We start from the raw sequence: 20,411 nt of genomic DNA on the forward strand, positions 1-20,411 counted from the left end.
CGGGATGTGAATGGTAAAAGCAATATCCCTCGGCAATCCAGTACATTGTAGTGGCTTTTAAATACAAAAAAGGGTCACCAAAGTAACCCTTTTATTTGAACTGGTCGTAACAGATTACGTTGCTACGCTTTAAGTCCAGTAAGGAGCGATTCCATGGTGTCGCTTTGCGTACGCAGTTGATCCACGTTTTGTGAAGTCGTGCTGATCATATTGCACACGTTATCTGCTTGAACTCGAATCTCTTCAACGCTTGAGGCGATATTGTCCGCGACTACACCTTGTTCTTCAGCCGCTGTTGCAATTTGAATGCTACTGTCGGAGATAGTTTGATTTTTATCTGCCAAAGAGCCGATTTCGTGATTCACTTCCGTCATGAGGTTTTGTCCCTCATTTGCATTGTTGACAGTCACTTCCATCAGTTTAGTAAGTGATTGACTGTTACGCTGTAATGATTCGATCATCGTTTGGATTTCAACAGTTGCTTGTTGAGTACGTCCCGCAAGAGCGCGAACCTCATCCGCAACGACCGCAAATCCACGACCTTGCTCACCAGCACGTGCTGCTTCAATGGCTGCGTTCAATGCAAGTAGGTTAGTTTGCTCGGAAATCCCATTAATGGTTGTCACGACTTCATCAATTTGTGCGGCATTGGCATCTAACTCCGCTACTGCTTGAGACGCAGATTGAATCTCATTAGAGAGGTTCGAAATCGAGTGAAGCGTATTCTCTACTTTTACTTGTCCAGACTGAGCCACGCTGCGCGCATCATCGGTTTGCGCGCTTGAATCGTGAGCTAATGTCGCAACTTCTCGAATCGTTGATGCCATCTGTTCCGTTGCACTCGCAAGAGAGTTGAGGTGCTCTTGTTGCGTCGCAGAAATATCTGAACTGTGATGAATTGATTGATTCAGGTCTGAGCTAATTTGTTGCATTAACGCCACAGACTCTTGAATCGACAGCACCATTTGTTGCTCTCGTTCTGCAACTTTGTCTATCGTAATAGCAATTTCACTAAACTCGTCGCGAACTGGGAAGAAGTTCATTCTTGCGGTTAAGTCGCCACCCGCAAGGGTGTTTAATGCTTTGTTCATCGTGAACATCGCGCCGCCAATAAACGTCATGATGTAGTAAACGCCAAGAGCGAGAATAAACAAGCTCACACAGATGATGCTCACTTGAGTCGTTGATAGGGCAGTCCATAAAGAAAGTTCATGGTTTGCAACCAAGCTGTACGCACCATTTAGAACAGACACGGATTGCGGACCAGAGCCAAGAGAAACGGCTTCTGAACCAGCTATGAGGTTTGCTACTTGCGATTGAGAAAGGTTGCCTGCCTCTATCAGACCTTTCATAAGCATGAGCTCTTCTTGGTACATACTTGAGATCAACGTATTAGCCGCGCTATTAAGGACGAGAGTGAGAATGACTAAAGCAAGAAGAGGGAGAACGAAGAGCAAATAGAACTTTTCTTGAATCTTTAAGTGAATGAGATACTTATCAATCCAGCGGAATGGAATTTCTTTCATAATTATAATAACCGTGCAAAAACCCACTATCCTTAGTGGGGTGAATAGACGAAAAGAATATATCACTCAGTAAAAAGAAGCGGTACAAAGATGAACGTAAAGTGTGAGAGATTTATAGTAAAAGGTCACGTTCAAGGCGTCGGCTTTCGTTACCATACTTCCCATCAAGGATTGAAACTGGGTTTGACGGGTTACGCGAAGAACCTAAACGATGGTGATGTTGAAGTGATGGCGTGTGGAACAGACGCACAAATAGCTGCGTTTTCCGAGTGGTTGAAAGAAGGCCCGCGAACGGCAACAGTAGAGAGTGTGATACAGGAGTCTGCGTCATATAAGCCGTTGCGCGGTTTTAAGATTTTGTAAATTCTACAAGCATTTAGCTGGCTTTGGTAGGCCGGCTAATTTAGTCGCTTGTTTGGCTGGCCCCTTTTTAAACAGCTTGAATAGATACTTACTGTTACCTTTTTCTGGACCGTGCGCTTTTTCCATTGCTTTGACAAGCATACGCACAGCAGGGGAAGTATTAAACTCTTCATAAAAATCTCGCACAAAGTGCACAACTTCCAAATGAGCATCCGTAAGCTCGATGTCTTCTTCTTTTGCTAAAAGCTCAATCATACCTTCTTCCCATTGAGTATGATCCAGTAAGTAGCCTTGAGCATCAGTTTCAATTTCTTTGCCGTTGTAAACGAACATAACGTTTTATCCGTTAAGTGAACATGGATGTTTATAGATTAGCGACAGGTGAGGATGTTCTCAACAAAAGAATCTCGAAGTAGTGCCGAGCGAAGCAAAAGCGTACAAAATGGTGAGTGCTTTTTGACTGAGCCAGGTGCTTTGATATAAATGCTCTTTTATTCAAATAAATAGGAAACTATTCAGTTTGTTAGAAAATTTTCGGGGTGAGTACCAATAAAATTGCATGGATATCCAGACTTATTCATTTTTGTTTTGGTTTTTTCTTGGCTACTTGTCTGATTATGGGATTTTATGGGTGAATGAATAGCTGACAACGTTGTGTTTGTTTTCATAGACCGATATTCTCTTTGATTGATGAAAAGCCTGTATTAAGGTTAGAAACAACAATGATGACAAGGAGTTAGTCATGTCGAAACAACGTTACATTGAGATTAATGACAATGTAAAATCCACTTGGTCCATCGAGCGTATTTGGCAACTTGCAGAATCCTTACCTGTAGAAGAAATTTCGATTGATGATATCAAAGGCCCAAATGAAGTGACTTGGTTTAGTCATGAAGGGCCACAGCCAACCTGCCGTGAAATTGCAAAACATTGCCAACGCATCAACAATGCCGATTTGTCGTATCCCGTAATTTTAACCAATGATTACCGTGTTTTTGATGGTATGCACCGAATTGCTAAGCAAATCATGTTGGGTGAAGATACGATTAAAGTGAGACGTTTTAGAGAAAACCCTGAAGCTGATGAAGTTATCGAGTTAGCAGTCGAACAGGCGTAATGTACTTAATCACTGACAAAGAAAAAGCCCGAAGGAAAATACCTTCGGGCTTTTTAAATTCATCTTGTGTTGAACGATTAATCGTCGTTCATAATACCTAGAATGCTTAGTAGGCTGATGAAGATGTTGTAGATTGATACATACAAAGTCACTGTCGCAGAGATGTAGTTTGTTTCACCGCCACGAATAATGCTTTGTGTTGTCATCAGGATCGCCATCGTAGAGAAAATGATAAACAAGCTGCTCAACGCCAAGTGTAAAATGGTTGATTGAATAAAGAAACTTGCAATCATACCCACAACAAGCACAACAAACAGCGATAGCATCAAGCCGCCCATCATAGATAGGTCACGTTTTGTTGTTAGTGCATAAGCTGATGCCGCCATGAAAGATAGCGCCGTACCACCTAGAGCGGTTAATACGATATCGCCCATCCCAGCACCGATGTACATGTTTAAGATTGGACCAATCGTGTAGCCTAAGAAACCAGTGAATAAGAACGTAAACACAAGGCCAAGGCTGTTGTTACGGTTTTTCTCTGTTAAGAATAACAGGCCGTAGAAACCAACCAACATTAGGATGATTCCTGGATGTGGCAGGTTAAATGCCATTGCTACGCCAGCAACGACTGCCGACCATAAAAGCGTCATTGAAAGTAGTGCGTAAGTGTTACGCAATACTTTGTTTGTTTGTAGAGCACTTTCTTGTGTTGAAGTGCGGGTAAACATTGGACTGTTCATAATCTTCCTCGATAAGAGACTTTCTTTTAAGTACATTTATGGGATTGAAAGTTCAAAAAATCAAGCCCTAACCATGCGTAACTTAGATAAAATAATAATAGAAATAAGATGTTATGTATTTGACAACTTGTAACACAATATTACTGCAGAGCAAAGTCATAGCAATTGTCACACAGAATTTTTGAATTTAGTAACAAAAAGCACTGACTTCATTGAAATCAGTGCTTTTATTATACCAGTTGCAAAAGATCTTAGTGATGTAAGATTTGCGCTAGGAAATTTTGAGTTCGATCTGATTGAGGGTTTTCAAAGAAATCAACAGGGTTGTTCTCTTCGATGATCTCTCCTGCGTCCATAAATATCACGCGATCGGCAACCTCTTTCGCAAAGCCCATTTCATGTGTCACACAGAGCATGGTCATGCCTTCCTCGGCGAGCTCGACCATTACATCCAACACTTCGCGAACCATCTCTGGATCAAGTGCTGATGTTGGTTCATCAAAAAGCATGACTTTAGGGTTCATACACAAAGAGCGAGCAATCGCCACGCGTTGTTGCTGACCACCAGACAACTGGCCAGGATATTTCTCTGCTTGGTCCGGAATTTTAACGCGTTCCAGATATTTCATCGCGACCGCTTCTGCCTCATCTTTAGGCATCTTCTTCACCCAAATAGGCGCGAGCGTACAGTTTTCCAGTACGGTTAAATGAGGGAAGAGATTAAAGTGCTGAAAGCACATGCCCACTTCACGGCGCACAGCTTCAATATTTTTCAAATCTTCAGTTAATTCCGTACCGGAAACATAAATACTGCCAGCTTGGTGCTCTTCGAGGCGGTTAATACAGCGAATCATCGTTGATTTTCCTGACCCTGATGGGCCACAGATTACGATTTTTTCCCCGCGCTTAACATCGAGGTTAATATTTTTTAGTACGTGAAACTCACCATACCATTTATTCATGTCCTTCAATTGGATCATATAGTCTTGTTGTTGCGTCATAATACGTCCTTGAGCTTGATGAGTTATCGTTTGTGACCGGTATGAAGTTTGTTTTCAAGCCATATCGAATAACGCGACATGCCAAAACAAAATACCCAAAACACCAACGCGACAAATACATAACTTTCAGTAGCAAAGCCTAGCCAGTCAGGGTCGGTGTTTGCTGCTTGTCCTATACCTAGTACGTCAAACATACCAATGATAAGAACCAAACTGGTGTCTTTAAACAATCCGATAAACGTGTTCACGATAGAAGGGATCGTAATCTTCAGCGCTTGCGGCAAGATAATAAGCCCTGTTTTTTTCCAGTAACTTAACCCAAGTGCGTCGGCAGCCTCATATTGGCCTTTTGGAATCGCTTGTAAGCCGCCCCGTACCACTTCGGCCATGTACGCCGAGGCAAACATCACCACACCAATAAGAGCGCGAATAAGTTTGTCTGTCTCTGATCCTTCGGACATAAACAAAGGCAGCATAACGGAAGCCATGAACAGAACGGTAATCAGTGGCACACCACGCCAAACTTCAATATAGACGGTACAAATACTGCGAATGATGGGCATCTCTGAACGTCTACCGAGCGCGAGTACCACACCAATCGGTAATGAAACGACAATACCGACTAACGCAATGATGAGCGTAACGAGTAATCCGCCCCATTTGTGTGTATCGACCACTTCTAGCCCAAATATCCCACCGTATAACAGCCCAGCGATAATGAATGGGTAGATGTTTACGAAGAAAAGCCAAATCCAAATCCGTTTCGGTGTCTTTTCATACGCTAGCAACACAGTAAATATAGCCAATGTGATGTAGAAAAGGCGAGGGCGCCACAGTTCAGACTCAGGATAGAAACCGTACATGAACTGCTCCCAGCGCACGCTGATAAATACCCAGCAAGCACCTTCTCGGCTGCAATCGTCACGCGTCGAACCAATCCAGTCCGCGTTGATAAACGCCCAATCAACGATATGCCAAATTGCACTAAAGACAAGATAAGCAAGAATTACGGTAACAATGGAATTGACAGGTCCATTAAATAGGTTTTTCCGCATCCAACCAACAAAGCCGACGGTATTGGCTGGTGGTGGGAGATCCGGTTGAAATTGATGAGTACTCATATTATCTCTCCACCAGTGCGACTTTACGGTTATACAAGTTCATTAATGCAGACGTAATCAGACTTAAGGTTAAGTACACGCCCATCGTCATCGCAATGATCTCAATCGCTTGCCCCGTTTGGTTCAGGGTAGTACCAGCAAAGACAGAGACAAGATCTGGGTAACCAATCGCCATCGCTAACGATGAGTTTTTGGTGAGGTTGAGATATTGACTGGTTAAAGGTGGAATAATAATTCGTAACGCTTGCGGAATGACAACAAGCTTTAAAGTTTTCGCGCGTGGTAAGCCCAGCGACATCGCCGCTTCCGTTTGACCATGGCTAACCGCATTAATACCAGAACGTACAATTTCGGCAATGAAGGAGGCGGTATAAACGCTCAATGCCAAAAGTAGTGCGGCAAGTTCAGGAATAATGCTAATACCACCTTGGAAGTTAAACCCTTTCAGTTCAGGATAATTTAGTGAAATTGGCATACCAGCAAGGAAGTAGACAATCAGCGGAAGGCCAACGACTAAGCCTAAAGCTATTCTTCCCATTGGCGTTTGTTGCCCAGTTAGGCGTTGCTTGTTATTCGCCCATACATTAATTAACAAGCTGGCGATCACCCCGAAGATTAATGCAGCAATAACAAAGCCACTGCCTGCCTCCATTTCTGGTGCTGGAAAATATAAACCACGAACATTCAAGAAGATGGCTTCGCTGAGGCTCAAACTTTGACGAGGTGAGGGTAATGCTTGAAGAACAGCGAAATACCAGAAAAATATTTGTAGAAGAAGTGGGATATTTCGGAACGTTTCGATATAAACAGCAGCCAAGCGACTCACTAACCAGTTAGAAGAAAGGCGAGCGACCCCCATGGTAAAACCAATCACGGTAGCCAGAATAATACCTAATACGGAGACCAGCGCTGTATTAAGAAGGCCAATAATAAACGTTCTGCCGTAAGAGTACGTTTCATCGTATTCAATTAGCGTCAGCCCGATACCAAACCCGGCTTCTTGATTTAAAAAACCGAAACCCGTAGCGATCCCACGAGCATCTAAGTTGTTCAGTGCGTTATTTATAATCGTGTAAAAGAAAAATACCAGTGCAGCTATGGCAATGATCTGGAAAATAGCAGAACGAAAGGCGGGATTATAAATCAAGCTCTTGCTTCCGCTCGGTTTGGACATCGTACTTGGCGATGCATCTTTTGTCGGTTTCATACAGCGATAACCTCAAACCTTAGTTATAGATATCTGCCTGTATAAATAGTCACGTCCTTGCTGGTCGAAGCATGTTTTCACCAGAGCTAAACGGCGATATTCGAGTTGAAATAGCCTATCTAAGCGAATACTTCTTGCCATTCAATGAGCGGTCCTTACTCATACAGATGGATAAAATCAAGAAAAAGGGCGGCATGAACCGCCCTGATTAACTCGTTCTATCGGATTGGTGGCGCGTACATAAAGCCGCCTGCATTCCATAGCGCATTAACGCCACGAGAAATTTCTAACGGCGAACCAGTACCGACTGTGCGTTCGAAGCTTTCACCATAGTTACCGACTTGCTTGATAACTTGGTAGCCCCAGTCATCACGAATACCCAAACCTTTGCCTTTCGGACCGTCAACACCAAGAATACGTTTGATGTTTGGATCTTTCGATTTCAGCATTTCATCCGCATTTTTCGAACTAATACCATACTCTTCGGCGTTAATCATTGCTGATAATGTCCACTTCGCAATGTTGAACCATTGGTCATCACCTTGACGAACGACGGGACCTAGTGGTTCTTTAGAAATGATTTCCGGAAGAACGGCTGCAGAAGAGGGATCTTTCAGGTTCAGGCGCAATGCATAAAGACCAGATTGGTCAGTCGTTAACACATCACAACGTCCTGCATCGAAACCTTTTGACGTTTGGGCTGCCGTATCGAATACGACCGGCTTGTATGACATACCGCTGTTACGGAAGTAGTCAGCAAGGTTCAGCTCAGTTGTTGTACCGGACTGTACGCAAACTGATGCACCATCAAGCTCTTTTGCGCTTGAGATGCCAAGGTCTTTCTTCACCATGAAGCCTTGTCCATCGTAGTAGTTTACCCCTACGAAGTTGAGGCCAAGTGCAGTATCACGATGCAGTGTCCAGGTGGTGTTACGAGAAAGCACATCAATCTCACCTGATTGAAGCGCAGTGAAACGTTCTTTCGCGGTTAGGGGTACATATTTAACTTTCGTTTTATCCCCAAGAACGGCTGCAGCCAGTGCTTGGCAATATTCTACGTCGATACCTTCCCATTCACCTTTTGAGTTAGGGTTAGAGAAACCAGGTAGACCGGTACTTACGCCACAAGTAAGAAAACCTTGTTTTGTGACTTTGTCCAGAGTAGTGTCTGCTGCTTGAGCTGATGTTGCCATCATCGCAGTAGAAGCCGCTACGACGGAAGCAAGAACTGTGAGTTTATTTGCCATTTGTATCCTTCCTGTATGATCCATGTTTAATCAGGAGTGACCTGAAACAACGTGTCCAATTCGTTAGAGTTATCGTCCTACGTGATTGATTTTCGAAGAAACGGTATTCGATAGATCAACCAGTTATAAGCGTAGGAAAGGATCTGTTAATTCTCAAATATATAATTTAAATGAAGTTTTGAGAGAACTTACAAAGCGCCTTGAGATTTAGAATGACGAAATGTTAATTGTTTGTAAATAGTGCAAATCATGGACAATTTGGTGCATCAGAACAATCAATAGAAGAGTGAACAATACAAGAGAATAAAAAGTTGTTATTAAAACTGTCATTAGCTGAGCTTGGTGAAGTTCAGTAAAAATTCGAACAAAAATTATTTGTGATACCGAAACAGGGTGATGAGCTTGCCCCATTTTTGGTAGCATGGTCCGCAACAGCTAATTAGAGTAATCATGGATTGAAATGCGATATTTTCCTCTGTTCTTAGATTTAATCAATAAACCCGTTCTTGTCGTGGGCGGCGGTGAAGTGGCAAGCAGAAAGGTGGAAGCGTTGCTAAAGGCAGGGGCGGATGTCACTATCGTTTCTCCAACGTTGGTCGATTTTCTGTCTAAGCTTGCTGCAGAGCATCAAGTGCGTTGGATACAACGTTTCTATTCGAGTGACATTGTCACTAAAAGCTTTGTTCAAGTGTGGGCCACGACAGATAATCCTGAGCTAAATCACCAAGTGTATAAAGATGCGAAAGAATTAGGCATCCTAGTGAACGTTGTTGATGATAAGCCTTATTGTGACTTCATTACGCCCTCTATGATCAATCGTGGCCGCATACAAATTGCTATTTCTAGTGGCGGCGCCTCACCAGTTTTAATTCGAAACATCCGTGAAAAGCTTGAATCGATACTGCCACAAAACATGGGGTTGATGGCGGACTTTGCTAACTCAAAGCGTAATTCGATTAAAGAAGCACTACCTAGCGTCGATTTACGTCGTAAGTTTTGGGAGCAATTCTTCTCGAATCCTGAGGTTGAAAACGCGCGAGATAATAGAGAGTTAGAAACGATTTACCAAGCGACCATGGCAACACCTTTGGATGAAAAGGGAAGTTGTACTTGGATACAGGTAGGGAAAGACGTTGAGATGTTGCCAATTAAGGCCGTGCGCTACATGCAACAAGCCGAGCTAGCACTTTACTCAACTCGATGCGAAGCGAACTTGCTAGAGCTAATACGAAGAGATGCAGAGCGAGAAGCTTTCTCCAGCGCAGCTGAACTCTCTGATATGTTGACCAAGGCTAAATCTGAAAAGCTTCGAGTTTGCGTGTTTATCCCTAAAGGGACGAGCGAGTTCTTATTGCTGCAAGGGCAGGACTTGGTGATATAACCACGTTAAAAAGTGGGCACTTGGCTTCTCGATTAAAAGGCCAATAAAAACGCCAGCGAACTATGCGCTGGCGTTTTTAAACTAAGTTACTTCTCAGACAGATTAATCACGGAAGTTGTTAAACTGGAATGGTATGCCCATCTCTGCTTCACGAATCGCTGCCATTGTCGCTTGCAGGTCATCACGTTTCTTACCAGTAACACGTACCTTGTCGCCTTGAATAGAGGCTTGTACTTTTAACTTTGCGTCTTTGATAAGTTTCACTACTTTTTTGGCTGTTGGTGTATCGATACCTTGGCGGAAAAGCAGAGTTTGGTGCCAGTTCTTACCAGTTACATCTGGATCCTGTGCATCCATTGCGTTTGCATCAATATTACGCTTTGCCAAGTGGCCACGTAAAATATCGCGCATTTGCTTAAGTTGGAAGTCACCTTCCGCAGACATTTTTACGTTTTCTTCTACTAGCTCAAAGCTCGCATTAACGTTGCGGAAATCGAAACGAGTAGACAATTCACGGTTAGCGTTATCAACGGCGTTACGTAGTTCAACCGTATCGATTTCAGAAACAATATCAAACGATGGCATGAAGATTCCTTGATTATTTTGTTATAGGGACTTTCGGGATTTAATGGCGTTTGCCAGCATATCTAGCATTGTAGCAGTATCTTCCCAGCCTAGGCATGGGTCTGTAATAGATTGACCATACGTTAGGTTGTTGATGTCAGTCATTGGCTGATTGCCTTCAAGAATAAAGCTTTCAGCCATGATACCCGCAATACGAGTACTGCCTGACTTAATTTGGTTACAAATGTCTTGAGCAACGTCGATTTGTTTTCTGTGCTGCTTCTGACAGTTTGCGTGGCTGAAATCCACAACCAAACGTTGTGGCAAGCCAAACTCGGCTAGAGCATCACACGCTTGTTTTACTGACGCTTCATCAAAGTTAGGGCCTTTCTCTCCGCCGCGTAAAATAATATGACCATATGGGTTACCACTTGTACGGTAAACCGTCATGCGGCCATTCTTATCTGGAGAGTAGAAGTAATGCGAGGCTTTCGATGCGCGAATTGCATCAATTGCAATTTTTACGTTGCCATTTGTGCCATTTTTGAAACCAACTGGGCAAGACAGCGCCGATGCCATTTCACGGTGAATTTGCGATTCTGTTGTACGAGCACCGATCGCGCCCCACGTGATCAAATCCGCGATGTATTGACCAGTAATCATATCAAGAAACTCAGTAGCAGTCGCAAGACCAAGCTTGTTGATATCCAGTAGTAGTTTACGTGCTTTATGGAGACCAGCTTCAAGCGCGTAAGAGCCATCTAGGTTAGGGTCGGTAATTAAACCTTTCCAACCAACTACTGTACGAGGCTTTTCAAAGTAAGTACGCATCACGATAAACAGTTCGTCTTTGTACTTGTCTTGGATTTCACTCAGGCGAGTGGCGTAATCAATGGCAGCTTCAGTGTCGTGAACAGAACACGGACCTACAATCGCAAGAAGGCGATCGTCTTCACCCGATAAAATGTTTTCAATCTGACGACGAGATTGAGCGATACGGTCTGCAACGTCATCCGTAATAGGATGTACACTACCTAGCTCTGCTGGGGTAGGCATTGGACCCAAAGGTTGGGTTCTCAATTCATCTGTTTTTATAGGCATGTTATAGCTTTATTCTCTATTGCGAAGGGGTAAAGATAACGGAATTACAGGCAGGAATAAACCGTTTCACGGGAATCTTCGCCAGGAAATACCGAATTGTATACAAAGGTGTAGGTATTCATTTAAATGACTTATGTATAAATGACAAAACTTGATCATTAAATCAATATATATACATTTGAATTTATAACCATTTCATCTATCTCACCGTTAGGCAATCAAGATAACTGCGGCAAACCTCATGTTTATCTGTGTGACAATGTCACTAAAATGGTGGCTAAATAACTCGTGAGATCGAGCTTTTGTTAACATTTCTTTGACATCTATTTCTTTCGTTGATTAACTGGTCTGACTAGATTGGTAAGGAGACCAAAATGTTATCAGCTGTACGTCGTGCAAATTTGTACCTAAATCTATTCGGCTTTTCTAAAGTGCCTCTGATTTGGCTTTGTCACCCTAAGATCATTGCGATAGATAGCGAGCACGTTGAGGTTCGAATCCCTTTGCGAAGAAGAACAAAGAACCATTTGAATAGCATGTATTTCGGCGCTTTAGCTGTTGGGGCGGATGTAGCTGGTGGTTTTCTTGCTATGAGCAAGGCGCAAGAAAAAGGAGAAGCGATCTCTTTAGCATTTAAAGGCGTCAAAGCCGAGTTTTTAAAACGTCCGGAAGCGGATGTACACTTTGTGTGTAACGATGGTGATGTTATTGATGAGATGCTCGATCATACGTTGGCAACGGGTGAACGAGTGAATCGCGATGTAAAAATCGTCGCATTGTGTCCTAGCTTACATGGTGACGAACCTATGGCTGAATTCTCGTTGACTCTTTCGATAAAAAAAGCAGCCCAACAAGGAAAAGAGGCTGCTTAGTGGTTTGCTGTTTTAAAGAATATCGCTTTAATTGAGTTCAATCTGCTCAATCGAGACGATTTTGGAGCGGTTTAAGACCACTTTCCAGCGGTAATAAACAGGCTCATCGGTGTGGTTGTCCTCTTTGACAATCACATTGAGCAAATGACGTTTCTCTACCGACTCTTTGGTCACTTGCCCTTCATTTAAACGGTAAACTCGGTTTGAGCTTTTATCCATCAAGCGGATGATAGGGCGCAAACTGATGTTCAGTGTTTCTCTTGTTTGCTCATAACCACTCAAGAATAGAGAGGTCGCCATTTCGGTTTTCTCGTGATAATGAAGTATCTGCTCTTCGCGCTGCACGACGCGCTTCTTACGTATTCTTTGAATCTTATCTGGCAAGCTACTTAACGTACGATAATCGAGCCACTCTAATTTTCTGCCGACCACTTTTTTCGTTGTTGGATCAACATACTTCTTACGCCACTTTGGCTTGCCTTTACGGATCCATCGCCACATCGCATCGCGCAAATCATCTTTAAAGATTTCTCGTAGAGCATAAATAAATGACATCGCGATAATGAAGGACGCGGAAATTTCCCCAAGGTAATCGCGAGCGAGAATCACGGTTGAGGTCACGACAACCATCACCAAGCCAGTAGCAATACCTTTGATAGCACGCTTGATGTTGTTACCCATTGATATGGTTTCTTCACGAAGCACGATAGGGTGTTCAATCAAGCGTCTTAGCAAGCGCATTTTGTTAGATAGGCGAGTAACGTCTTCAACGACTCTTGGAGAGTTGTACTTGTTGAGTTTTCGATGGGCTTGCTCTTTTTCACAGAGCGTGATCAAGCGTTTCTTAATCGTGCCATAATCGCCTTCACGCGGGAGATGAGCCACTAGAGATAAAAACTTCTGCTCGGTATACCAAGACAGGTAGTTATCGATGTTAACGTAGTACCGTTTTAAGTTCTCTTCATAAGGAATAGAACGTCGCAAGCGCTTTAAGATCTCAAGCGTGAGCTCGATAACTTCGTCTACTTCATCTTCCGTTACGGAGTTGTTCTGATGCTTGTTTAAACTTGCTACCGCTTTGTCTAGCGCGATAACGTATTGGTACGCGAACAAACTCAAACTTACTCGGTATTGTTGATTCGACAGGCGTCCACGTTTGGCAAGTCGACTGTGTACTAGCGGTAGAAGGATTTCAGTACTGTAATAAGAGCGTTGCTGTGTGATTGAAGTGTAATAAAATTCGGATTCACTGATGATATCGGCGTTTAAACCAAGCTCACCAGGTATAAAAAAGTAAATATCTAGGTCGACACTTTTGCTCTTTGCGAGTGCATGACTGATTTTTAATGTTATTGAGTCTTGTTTATCGACGGTGACCAAAGAAAGCTCCTGACTTTGTTAAAGCATTCTTAACTTATGCGTACTGTTGAGCAGGTAAGCATAAAAGTGCTAAAAGAGTGACTGGGGCATATAGCTGAACGACAACAGCATAACAGAGCACTATGCTTTTCTCTCTGATTTTCTTGTTAGTTTAGGTATAATTCCACGTAAATTTAAAAAGAGACAAAATCAATGATTAAAATTGGTCAAATTAACAGCTTAGAAGTCATTAAAAAGGCTGATTTTGGCGTATTTCTGGATGGTGATGATTACGGTTCTGTTCTACTGCCTAATAAGTATGTACCAGAGGGTACTGAAATTGGTGATCATGTAGACGTATTTTTGTACTTCGATTCAGAAAGCCAGCTTGCTGCGACCATTGAAAGACCTATTGCCCAAGTGGGTGAATGGGGCTTAATGAAGATTGAGGGCGTCAACGCGACAGGTGCTTTTGTAAATTGGGGCATCAAAGAAAAGGATCTACTTATTCCTTTTAGTGAGCAACGCACTCGCTTCTCTGCGGGACAAACTATTCTTGTCTATGTTTACACTGACAAAGCGTCAGGCCGCATTGTTGGTACGACTAAGTTCAACAAATGGTTAGACAAAACTCCTGCGAATTATGAAGTTAACGAACAAGTTGATTTGATCATCGCAGAGCGTAGTCAACTTGGTTATAAAGCTATCGTTAACGGTAAGCATTGGGGCATGATTTTCCCATCAGATGTGTTTGGTAAGCTTTACATCGGTAAGAAACTGAAAGGCTTTATTAAGCAAATTCGTGAAGATGGTAAAATCGATCTCGCGCTACAAAAAGTCGGCGTGGCAAAAATGGACGATCTTTCTAGCAAGATTCTTGATTTGTTAGAGAAGAAAGGAGGCTTTTTACCTTTGAACGATAAGTCTTCTCCTGAAGCGATTTTTGACGCTTTCCGTACAAGTAAAGGTACTTACAAAAAGACCATTGGTGGATTGTACAAGCAGGGCAAGATTGTTATCGAGAAAGACGGCATTCGTCTGGCGTAGCCCAAGCTCACGTATAGCGGATCTGCAGCCAAAAAAACGGCCCAAACTTTTCCTTTTTTTGGGCCTAGGGGAAACGGCTCCGCAGAGCCTGCGCTAAACTTTTCCAACAATAATTTTGTTGGTGAACATAGAGAGAAATGCCATATCAAAGCATTACTTTGATACAACTAGTTTAGTACAGCGTATCCGGATCGCTAGCGAGCCCAGTTGCTTTCATACTTACGAATTAAAAAGCCATCGCAAATACGATGGCTTTTCATTTATTTATGATTCGTTACTTCTTTAAAATAAGTTCTTATCTCGTACTAATTCGCGAGGAAGACCATTCTTTATTCTGTTGCTTACCCACTTTCCAAGGCCAATGACTGCGCCTTGATAGGTGACAAGTACTTCGCCTTTACCTGTTTTCATTCCCTCAGGAATCGTTTGTGGGCGAACATCACGCCCCATGTACCATTCGCGCGCTTCTTCAATGGTTAGCTCGATGGCGTTTGCCTCAGAGCCCGTCGCTAATGCCGTTGCCACCTGATGCTGCCAACGGTAGCCATTTTTATGGGCTTCCGCGATCTTTATACCCATCCGGGAGAAGCGTAATTCGCCGATCATTGGCTCTAAAGCATTAGGGAACAACCAGACATCTTTATCGCGAAGCCATACAGAACTGTCATTCGGAAGTTCAATACCTAACGCACTTTGCAGCTGTTGGGCAATTTCAACCGATTCTTTTTTCGATGCTTTGGTAAACGGGAACTTGCCCATGCGCTTTTTGACCTTTGGTGGTTCAACAGCTGCCAGTTTACGAATTCTTGCGACAAAGAATCCTTCGCAGTCGTAGACCTGTGGAAATATATGCAAAAAACCTTCTTCAGTTAGAGCAGCATTTGCGTTTTCAAACAAGGTCTCAAGGCTTTCAAACTCAACGGCATCACCAAAGGTTTCTTTCAAGTGATGACAAACTTGTTGGTTTTCTTCGGTACTGAGTGTGCACGTTGAGTAAACTATCACACCACCGGGCTTTAGTGCATGGAAGGCACTTTCAATAAGATCTTTCTGTGTGTCAGCTATGTCGAGCACGGAAGCTTGCGTCCAGTTTTTCATTGCATCTTCGTCTTTGCGAACGGTGCCTTCGCCGGAGCAGGGCGCGTCGAGCAGAACCGCATCAAATTGTTCTGGTAGCCAACCGCCAAAAACGCGCCCATCGAAGTTACTTAGTGCGGCGTTACGTACACCACAACGTTCCACGTTGGCATGCAGCACTTTTACACGACTTGCGGCGTATTCATTGGCCACGAGAACGCCTTCATTGTTCATTAAAGCCGCGATTTGAGTGGTCTTTGATCCTGGTGCAGCTGCTGTATCTAACACGGCATCGTAAGATTCGTCATTCATAAACAGCGCAGATACTGGCATCATTGAACTGGCTTCTTGAATGTAGAGTAAGCCTGACATGTGCTCTGCAGTGTTGCCTAATGGTACAACTGACTCGTCCGCTTCAATCCAAAACCCTGTGTCACACCAAGGCACAGGAGAAAGCTTCCAGCCTTTTGCGTCTGCACGTTCTAGAAACGCTTCAACACTGATCTTCAACGTATTAACACGAATACTTTTGCGCAGTGGCTTTTGGCACGATGCGATAAAGTCTTCCATGTTGAGGTGAGCAGGAAGGATAGTTTGGATTTTTTCCAGAAACGCGTCTGGGATGTAAACATTAGGATGCAATGTGGGATCTCGTTTGCAGAATTTGTGGCAAATAATATACGAAAGCGAAGCAGAAACGAATAGTGACAAGGGCCGAGCAATAAAAAAGAGCAGCGATTGCTGCTCTTTTAAGGTACTCAAACTTCAATTGTATGTGAATTGAGCTTTATTCTACGGCTTAGGAATCGCAGTACGCCATTGAGTCCAACCTTCTTCAGCTTGTGGATACAAAAAGAAAGATTGCCCACTTTTTGCTGCTGGTGGAATAGTCGATTGCTCTGGCGTTGAAAACGCAATTCCTCCGCGAACTAAACTATCAAATGTGCCCGCTTTGATGTTCGCACCAGTAATTCCGATGGAGACATCTACTCCTGAAACATTCCAAAATACACTGTTTTGACGAACGAGGTAAGCATATTCAGGCTGTATCTTGATGGTCGTGACGACGCGATCGGCAAATTCTCCTAGGCTCACGTCGGTTACTTGGCCGACTTCCATCTGGCGGTAAAGAATAGGCGTTCCGACTTGTACTGAGCCTCGTTGTTCACTTTGTAAAGTAAACATCATGCCCTGAACACGTTCTGAACCGTTTTCCAACTGAAAATCAAATTTAGCTTTACCTTTACCTGGCTCAACACTGATGGATTTCGACACCAATGCGCCAAGGTTTTTCACGCCCCCTAAGCCAATCTCTGGCTCAGTTAGCCAAAAATGTGAGCCTTCCACCGCAATATTTTCTACGTATTCAGGTAGAACTCTTGCGGTAATTTCAACCATATTGCGACGAAAATTCGGTACAACCAGTGTGACTTCACCAACTTTGACGCCTTGATACTCAATCGGCATTCCTTTAGCAATCTCTTGCGAACCGTCGGTTTCTAAAGCAATGACGCGTCCAAACTTGCGAGCGGTTTTTTGATCTGTATATAACTTCCAGTTGTCTCCAATTTTGTTTTCAACGCCAGGAACAGAGTCAAAAGCGATGCCACCTTCGATTAATGATTTTAAAGGGTGAGCTTTCACACTCACGCCAGCTAACGATGCATCTATCTCGATCCCTGAACGGTTCCAAAAGACGGTTTGCGGTGTTACGAGGTAAGCAAAGCGGTTTTCGATGGTTGCTTTAATTAACACACCGCCATCAACCAATTGGAAATCGGAGACGTTACCAACAGGAAGATTACGATAGAGCAGAGGGCTGCCTTTGGAAATCGGCGGCAATTCAGAAGCAAACAGTGTGAGTGCTCTAGAGCCACTTTGGTTGTACTGTGCTAGTTCTGCCAATGATTCGTTTTGGAATAGTTGATACTCTTTTTGAATATCTTGCTTGCCTTCGCTTACAAAGCTAATGGACCCAGTTAACAACTGTTTTGCCGGAGGAACGGTAACGCTGAGGCCCGATTCCGTTAACTCTGCAGAGGCACTTCCGGTTACATAAAAACGGTTGTTTGATTTGATCAGGTGTTTGTATTCATGATCAATCAATACGTCCATAAATACTGCATGTTGCGATTTTTTACCTTCTTCAACTAAGCCTACGTTGATAATTGAACCGACAACGATGCCTTTGTAAAGCACGTTGGCACCGCTATCTAGGCCAAACGAGTTGTCAGACACTAAACGAATAGCGATGGACTTTTCTTGCTGTTGGTTAAAAACGTTTTTACGAATGGCAGTAAAGCGGCGAGAGCGATCACCGGCACCTGGCACAATGGTTAAGAAGTTTCCTCTCACGAGATTGGCAATGTTTTCAACACCAGAGAGGGACACTTTTGCTTCTTCTAAGACGAATCGGGTACCTGTCGTCAGCATGTCACTGAAAGCTGGTTGAATTGCCGCTGACGCTAATATCACTTCTCGCCCTTCGGATAGGTTTAAGTCTGTAACTTGGCCAATCTCGATTCCGCGATACATAATGGGTGCGCCTTCGCCACTGATTTTACTGTCATCAGGGAGGACGATTTTAACAGCGATACCTCGACCTGCAGTTTTCAAATCTTTATACAGACGGAATTCAGTATTCTCTTCTACAGGCTCACCGTCATCCGGAGAATCGACGGCGATCGCGCCTCCGAGTAGAGCACTCATGCTTTCTAGCCTTACATCGACGCCTTCAAAACCTATGCTGGCACCGATTCCACTTACGTTCCAGAACCGACTGCGGTTGTTAATTATATGTCGGTATTGATCCTGGATGTTGGCTTGAATCGTTATAGATTTTGCGTCTTCATCCAGCTGGTAGCTGTAGACTTCACCGATTGGAATTTTCTTATAAACAATTTGAGATCCAATCGACACACCACCTAAATCGCGGCTTTTGAGTTTAATGTTCAAACCTTGTGAAACGCGCAAATCTGTTGGTGCAGAGTCTAACGCATGGAACGTTGTTTCAAACTCTTGACCATCTCCAGGTTGAATCGAAATGTAATTACCCGACACGAGCGCATCGAGCCCAGAAACTCCTGTTAGGCTTGCTGTTGGTTTTACCAGCCAAAAGCGAGTTTTATCGTTCAGCAATTTTGCCGCTTCAGGGTAGATATCGGCATCAACATAAATACTGCCGAGATCTTCAGTGAGGTTAATGTCTCTCACCATACCGACTTCTAGCCCTTGGTAACGGATAGTGGTTCGCCCGGCAACCAAGCCAGCAGCGTCAGAAAAATAGATTTGCACCCGTTGTCCTGCATCGTGTATCGACTTCACCACAAGCCAGCCAGCTAAGACCATGGTCAAAATTGGCAAAAGCCAAAGAGGAGATATGCCTTTGCTCCGCTTTACATCTGGTACGTATGACGTTTGAGAACTGTTCTGATCACTCATTCATTGACTCTTTTTCTGATTGTGTTGGGCCTGTTTGGTCCCAGATTAGCCTTGGATCAATACTTTCCGCTGCAAGCATGGTCAATACCACGACAACACCAAAGGCCACGGCGCCATATCCTGGTGTGAAATCAAGTATCTGACCACGATCGACTAAGGTCATCATGATAGAAATAACAAACAAGTCCATCACAGACCATTTGCCGATCCATTTAACAACAAAGTAAACCATCATTCGTTGTCTCTTAAACACCGAACGTTTGAATTGAATGCAAAGCATGATGTAGGCAAGGCCAAGTATTTTTACAACTGGCACAACAATACTGGCCACAAAAATGATCACTGCGATGCCATACATACCGCTTTTTACCAACCCAGCTACGCCTGAGAAAATAGTATCTTCCAAACGTTTGCCATTGGTCAGCAAGATGGAAATAGGAATCAAGTTGGCTGGGAAAATCGCTATCGTTGCCGCAATGAGGTAAGCCCATGTCTTCTGAATGGAGTTGGGCTTGCGATGATATAACTCGTGGTGACAACGCCGACAATGGTCACCTTCAGGTTGAGACAGGTGGCACTCATGGCAATGCACGTCTTTGTGTTCAAAGGAATAAAGACGTTCTGGCTTCCAGGCTTCCCAGTAACGACGCACACTGATTCGAGAAACTAACAAAACGGTAAATATCTGCAAAAGAACCAGACCAATTAACCCTGGGCCTACAAAAATGTCGGAATAATCTTGGAGTTTGAAGCAGGAAATGGCGATGCTAACTAAGAACACATCCAGCATTACCCAATGTTTCAAATGTTGAATTAGCCACAGTGAAACACGAAGCCCTCGAAACCACCGTTGATGCAGCGAGATATGTGCCGTAACCACTGAAACACAAACCGTCAGCGGCGCTAGAGAGCTACAAAATAGAATAAGCAGTGAAAGAAGAACAAAGCCTTCTTCCATCAATGTGATCATCCCTGAAGGTAGGGTTGCCGGAATCATCACACCAAAGAGTCGGATACTAATAAAGTTAAAAAAGTGTGATGGAATAAATAGCAGGATACAGGTTATCGCGACGGCTAAATTACCTGAGAGGCTAGGGCTACCGCCTCGATACAACTGTGTGCCACAACGAGGACAGTGTGCATTTTTTCCATTGGGTAAGTCGACGATATCGACAGGCAATTCGCAACCTTGGCACAAGCGCACATTATTTGGCTGCATGGCGTGCTTAGACAGAGAGGTCATAACG

The 20,411-nt window shown here is 43.6% G+C and carries 19 protein-coding genes; 6 read left to right on the forward strand and 13 right to left on the reverse strand.

Going from position 1 to position 20,411, the window contains the following annotated elements; all coding sequences use genetic code 11:
• Positions 1-122: 122 nt before the first annotated feature.
• Positions 123-1,526 carry a methyl-accepting chemotaxis protein gene (locus FR741_RS07665; protein WP_167426554.1) on the reverse strand — a complete coding sequence of 468 codons (1,404 nt, stop codon included), beginning with the start codon at positions 1,524-1,526 and terminating at the stop codon, positions 123-125.
• A 90-nt stretch (positions 1,527-1,616) separates the two neighbouring features.
• Between FR741_RS07665 and yccX the strand changes: the two genes are divergently transcribed.
• Complete coding sequence (gene yccX, locus FR741_RS07670; protein ID WP_005396574.1) at positions 1,617-1,889, forward strand: acylphosphatase; 273 nt, start codon at positions 1,617-1,619, stop codon at positions 1,887-1,889.
• Between the two features lie 3 nt (positions 1,890-1,892).
• On the opposite strand, the gene FR741_RS07675 is transcribed toward yccX, so the two are convergent.
• Positions 1,893-2,222: a TusE/DsrC/DsvC family sulfur relay protein gene (locus tag FR741_RS07675; protein WP_005377396.1), complete on the reverse strand. Its 330-nt coding sequence runs from the start codon at positions 2,220-2,222 to the stop codon at positions 1,893-1,895.
• Between the two features lie 409 nt (positions 2,223-2,631).
• On the opposite strand from FR741_RS07675, the gene FR741_RS07680 reads away from it, so the two are divergent.
• Complete coding sequence (locus FR741_RS07680) at positions 2,632-3,006, forward strand: chromosome partitioning protein ParB (RefSeq protein WP_167426555.1); 375 nt, start codon at positions 2,632-2,634, stop codon at positions 3,004-3,006.
• A 77-nt stretch (positions 3,007-3,083) separates the two neighbouring features.
• Here FR741_RS07680 and FR741_RS07685 read toward each other — a convergent pair whose 3' ends face one another.
• From FR741_RS07685 to FR741_RS07700, 4 genes are all read right to left on the reverse strand, one after another.
• On the reverse strand, positions 3,084-3,746 hold the full coding sequence (locus FR741_RS07685; RefSeq protein WP_005396571.1) for a Bax inhibitor-1/YccA family protein: 663 nt from the start codon (positions 3,744-3,746) through the stop codon (positions 3,084-3,086).
• A 251-nt stretch (positions 3,747-3,997) separates the two neighbouring features.
• The gene (locus tag FR741_RS07690) at positions 3,998-4,747 is read right to left on the reverse strand and encodes an amino acid ABC transporter ATP-binding protein (RefSeq protein WP_005377400.1); all 750 of its coding nucleotides are present in this window, start codon (positions 4,745-4,747) and stop codon (positions 3,998-4,000) included.
• Between the two features lie 23 nt (positions 4,748-4,770).
• Positions 4,771-5,868: an amino acid ABC transporter permease gene (locus FR741_RS07695; RefSeq protein ID WP_012841798.1), complete on the reverse strand. Its 1,098-nt coding sequence runs from the start codon at positions 5,866-5,868 to the stop codon at positions 4,771-4,773.
• Position 5,869: 1 nt separating this feature from the next.
• Positions 5,870-7,075, reverse strand: coding sequence for an amino acid ABC transporter permease (locus tag FR741_RS07700; protein ID WP_167426556.1), 1,206 nt, complete (start codon positions 7,073-7,075; stop codon positions 5,870-5,872).
• 71 nt (positions 7,076-7,146) lie between these two features.
• Between FR741_RS07700 and FR741_RS07705 the strand changes: the two genes are divergently transcribed.
• Positions 7,147-7,287 (forward strand): hypothetical protein, encoded by a 141-nt coding sequence (locus FR741_RS07705; protein ID WP_005396568.1) that lies wholly within the window; start codon positions 7,147-7,149, stop codon positions 7,285-7,287.
• Positions 7,288-7,293: 6 nt separating this feature from the next.
• Here FR741_RS07705 and FR741_RS07710 read toward each other — a convergent pair whose 3' ends face one another.
• Positions 7,294-8,322 carry an amino acid ABC transporter substrate-binding protein gene (locus tag FR741_RS07710; protein WP_005396567.1) on the reverse strand — a complete coding sequence of 343 codons (1,029 nt, stop codon included), beginning with the start codon at positions 8,320-8,322 and terminating at the stop codon, positions 7,294-7,296.
• A gap of 460 nt (positions 8,323-8,782) precedes the next feature.
• Between FR741_RS07710 and FR741_RS07715 the strand changes: the two genes are divergently transcribed.
• A complete protein-coding gene (locus FR741_RS07715) occupies positions 8,783-9,703 on the forward strand; it encodes a precorrin-2 dehydrogenase/sirohydrochlorin ferrochelatase family protein (protein WP_167426557.1) in 921 nt (306 codons plus the stop codon).
• Positions 9,704-9,805: 102 nt separating this feature from the next.
• On the opposite strand, the gene FR741_RS07720 is transcribed toward FR741_RS07715, so the two are convergent.
• Together FR741_RS07720 and FR741_RS07725 are read right to left on the reverse strand one after the other, a co-directional pair.
• Positions 9,806-10,288 (reverse strand): YajQ family cyclic di-GMP-binding protein, encoded by a 483-nt coding sequence (locus FR741_RS07720; RefSeq protein WP_005377415.1) that lies wholly within the window; start codon positions 10,286-10,288, stop codon positions 9,806-9,808.
• A gap of 21 nt (positions 10,289-10,309) precedes the next feature.
• Positions 10,310-11,368, reverse strand: coding sequence for a 3-deoxy-7-phosphoheptulonate synthase (locus FR741_RS07725; protein ID WP_167426558.1), 1,059 nt, complete (start codon positions 11,366-11,368; stop codon positions 10,310-10,312).
• Positions 11,369-11,742: 374 nt separating this feature from the next.
• On the opposite strand from FR741_RS07725, the gene FR741_RS07730 reads away from it, so the two are divergent.
• Positions 11,743-12,240 carry a DUF4442 domain-containing protein gene (locus FR741_RS07730; protein ID WP_065646463.1) on the forward strand — a complete coding sequence of 166 codons (498 nt, stop codon included), beginning with the start codon at positions 11,743-11,745 and terminating at the stop codon, positions 12,238-12,240.
• 27 nt (positions 12,241-12,267) lie between these two features.
• Here FR741_RS07730 and FR741_RS07735 read toward each other — a convergent pair whose 3' ends face one another.
• Positions 12,268-13,620, reverse strand: coding sequence for a hypothetical protein (locus FR741_RS07735; protein WP_006743263.1), 1,353 nt, complete (start codon positions 13,618-13,620; stop codon positions 12,268-12,270).
• Positions 13,621-13,812: 192 nt separating this feature from the next.
• Here FR741_RS07735 and FR741_RS07740 point away from each other — a divergent pair, with 192 nt between their 5' ends.
• Positions 13,813-14,646: a CvfB family protein gene (locus tag FR741_RS07740; protein WP_005396561.1), complete on the forward strand. Its 834-nt coding sequence runs from the start codon at positions 13,813-13,815 to the stop codon at positions 14,644-14,646.
• Between the two features lie 282 nt (positions 14,647-14,928).
• Here the strand turns inward: FR741_RS07740 and rsmF are convergent, their stop codons facing one another.
• The 3 genes from rsmF to FR741_RS07755 form a co-directional block, all read right to left on the reverse strand.
• Positions 14,929-16,365: a 16S rRNA (cytosine(1407)-C(5))-methyltransferase RsmF gene (gene rsmF / locus FR741_RS07745; protein ID WP_167426559.1), complete on the reverse strand. Its 1,437-nt coding sequence runs from the start codon at positions 16,363-16,365 to the stop codon at positions 14,929-14,931.
• A 150-nt stretch (positions 16,366-16,515) separates the two neighbouring features.
• Positions 16,516-19,164 carry a PqiB family protein gene (locus tag FR741_RS07750; protein WP_167426560.1) on the reverse strand — a complete coding sequence of 883 codons (2,649 nt, stop codon included), beginning with the start codon at positions 19,162-19,164 and terminating at the stop codon, positions 16,516-16,518.
• The gene (locus FR741_RS07755) at positions 19,157-20,407 is read right to left on the reverse strand and encodes a paraquat-inducible protein A (protein ID WP_006743266.1); all 1,251 of its coding nucleotides are present in this window, start codon (positions 20,405-20,407) and stop codon (positions 19,157-19,159) included. Before FR741_RS07755 ends, FR741_RS07750 begins: the two co-directional genes overlap by 8 nt.
• Positions 20,408-20,411: the final 4 nt, after the last annotated feature.

Source organism: Vibrio diabolicus (assembly GCF_011801455.1).
Classification (GTDB): Bacteria; Pseudomonadota; Gammaproteobacteria; order Enterobacterales; family Vibrionaceae; genus Vibrio; species Vibrio diabolicus.

What these genes read in the sequence shown, in the direction of transcription:
- FR741_RS07685 (WP_005396571.1), bottom strand. Translation starts at nt 3,746, where the DNA reads ATGAACAGTCCAATGTTTACCCGCACTTCAACACAAGAAAGTGCTCTA.
- FR741_RS07675 (WP_005377396.1), bottom strand. Translation starts at nt 2,222, where the DNA reads ATGTTCGTTTACAACGGCAAAGAAATTGAAACTGATGCTCAAGGCTAC.
- yccX (WP_005396574.1), top strand. Translation starts at nt 1,617, where the DNA reads ATGAACGTAAAGTGTGAGAGATTTATAGTAAAAGGTCACGTTCAAGGC.
- FR741_RS07690 (WP_005377400.1), bottom strand. Translation starts at nt 4,747, where the DNA reads ATGACGCAACAACAAGACTATATGATCCAATTGAAGGACATGAATAAA.
- FR741_RS07740 (WP_005396561.1), top strand. Translation starts at nt 13,813, where the DNA reads ATGATTAAAATTGGTCAAATTAACAGCTTAGAAGTCATTAAAAAGGCT.
- FR741_RS07665 (WP_167426554.1), bottom strand. Translation starts at nt 1,526, where the DNA reads ATGAAAGAAATTCCATTCCGCTGGATTGATAAGTATCTCATTCACTTA.
- FR741_RS07755 (WP_006743266.1), bottom strand. Translation starts at nt 20,407, where the DNA reads ATGACCTCTCTGTCTAAGCACGCCATGCAGCCAAATAATGTGCGCTTG.
- FR741_RS07695 (WP_012841798.1), bottom strand. Translation starts at nt 5,868, where the DNA reads ATGAGTACTCATCAATTTCAACCGGATCTCCCACCACCAGCCAATACC.
- FR741_RS07715 (WP_167426557.1), top strand. Translation starts at nt 8,783, where the DNA reads ATGCGATATTTTCCTCTGTTCTTAGATTTAATCAATAAACCCGTTCTT.
- FR741_RS07730 (WP_065646463.1), top strand. Translation starts at nt 11,743, where the DNA reads ATGTTATCAGCTGTACGTCGTGCAAATTTGTACCTAAATCTATTCGGC.
- FR741_RS07680 (WP_167426555.1), top strand. Translation starts at nt 2,632, where the DNA reads ATGTCGAAACAACGTTACATTGAGATTAATGACAATGTAAAATCCACT.
- FR741_RS07705 (WP_005396568.1), top strand. Translation starts at nt 7,147, where the DNA reads ATGTTTTCACCAGAGCTAAACGGCGATATTCGAGTTGAAATAGCCTAT.
- FR741_RS07720 (WP_005377415.1), bottom strand. Translation starts at nt 10,288, where the DNA reads ATGCCATCGTTTGATATTGTTTCTGAAATCGATACGGTTGAACTACGT.
- FR741_RS07750 (WP_167426560.1), bottom strand. Translation starts at nt 19,164, where the DNA reads ATGAGTGATCAGAACAGTTCTCAAACGTCATACGTACCAGATGTAAAG.
- FR741_RS07725 (WP_167426558.1), bottom strand. Translation starts at nt 11,368, where the DNA reads ATGCCTATAAAAACAGATGAATTGAGAACCCAACCTTTGGGTCCAATG.
- FR741_RS07710 (WP_005396567.1), bottom strand. Translation starts at nt 8,322, where the DNA reads ATGGCAAATAAACTCACAGTTCTTGCTTCCGTCGTAGCGGCTTCTACT.
- FR741_RS07700 (WP_167426556.1), bottom strand. Translation starts at nt 7,075, where the DNA reads ATGAAACCGACAAAAGATGCATCGCCAAGTACGATGTCCAAACCGAGC.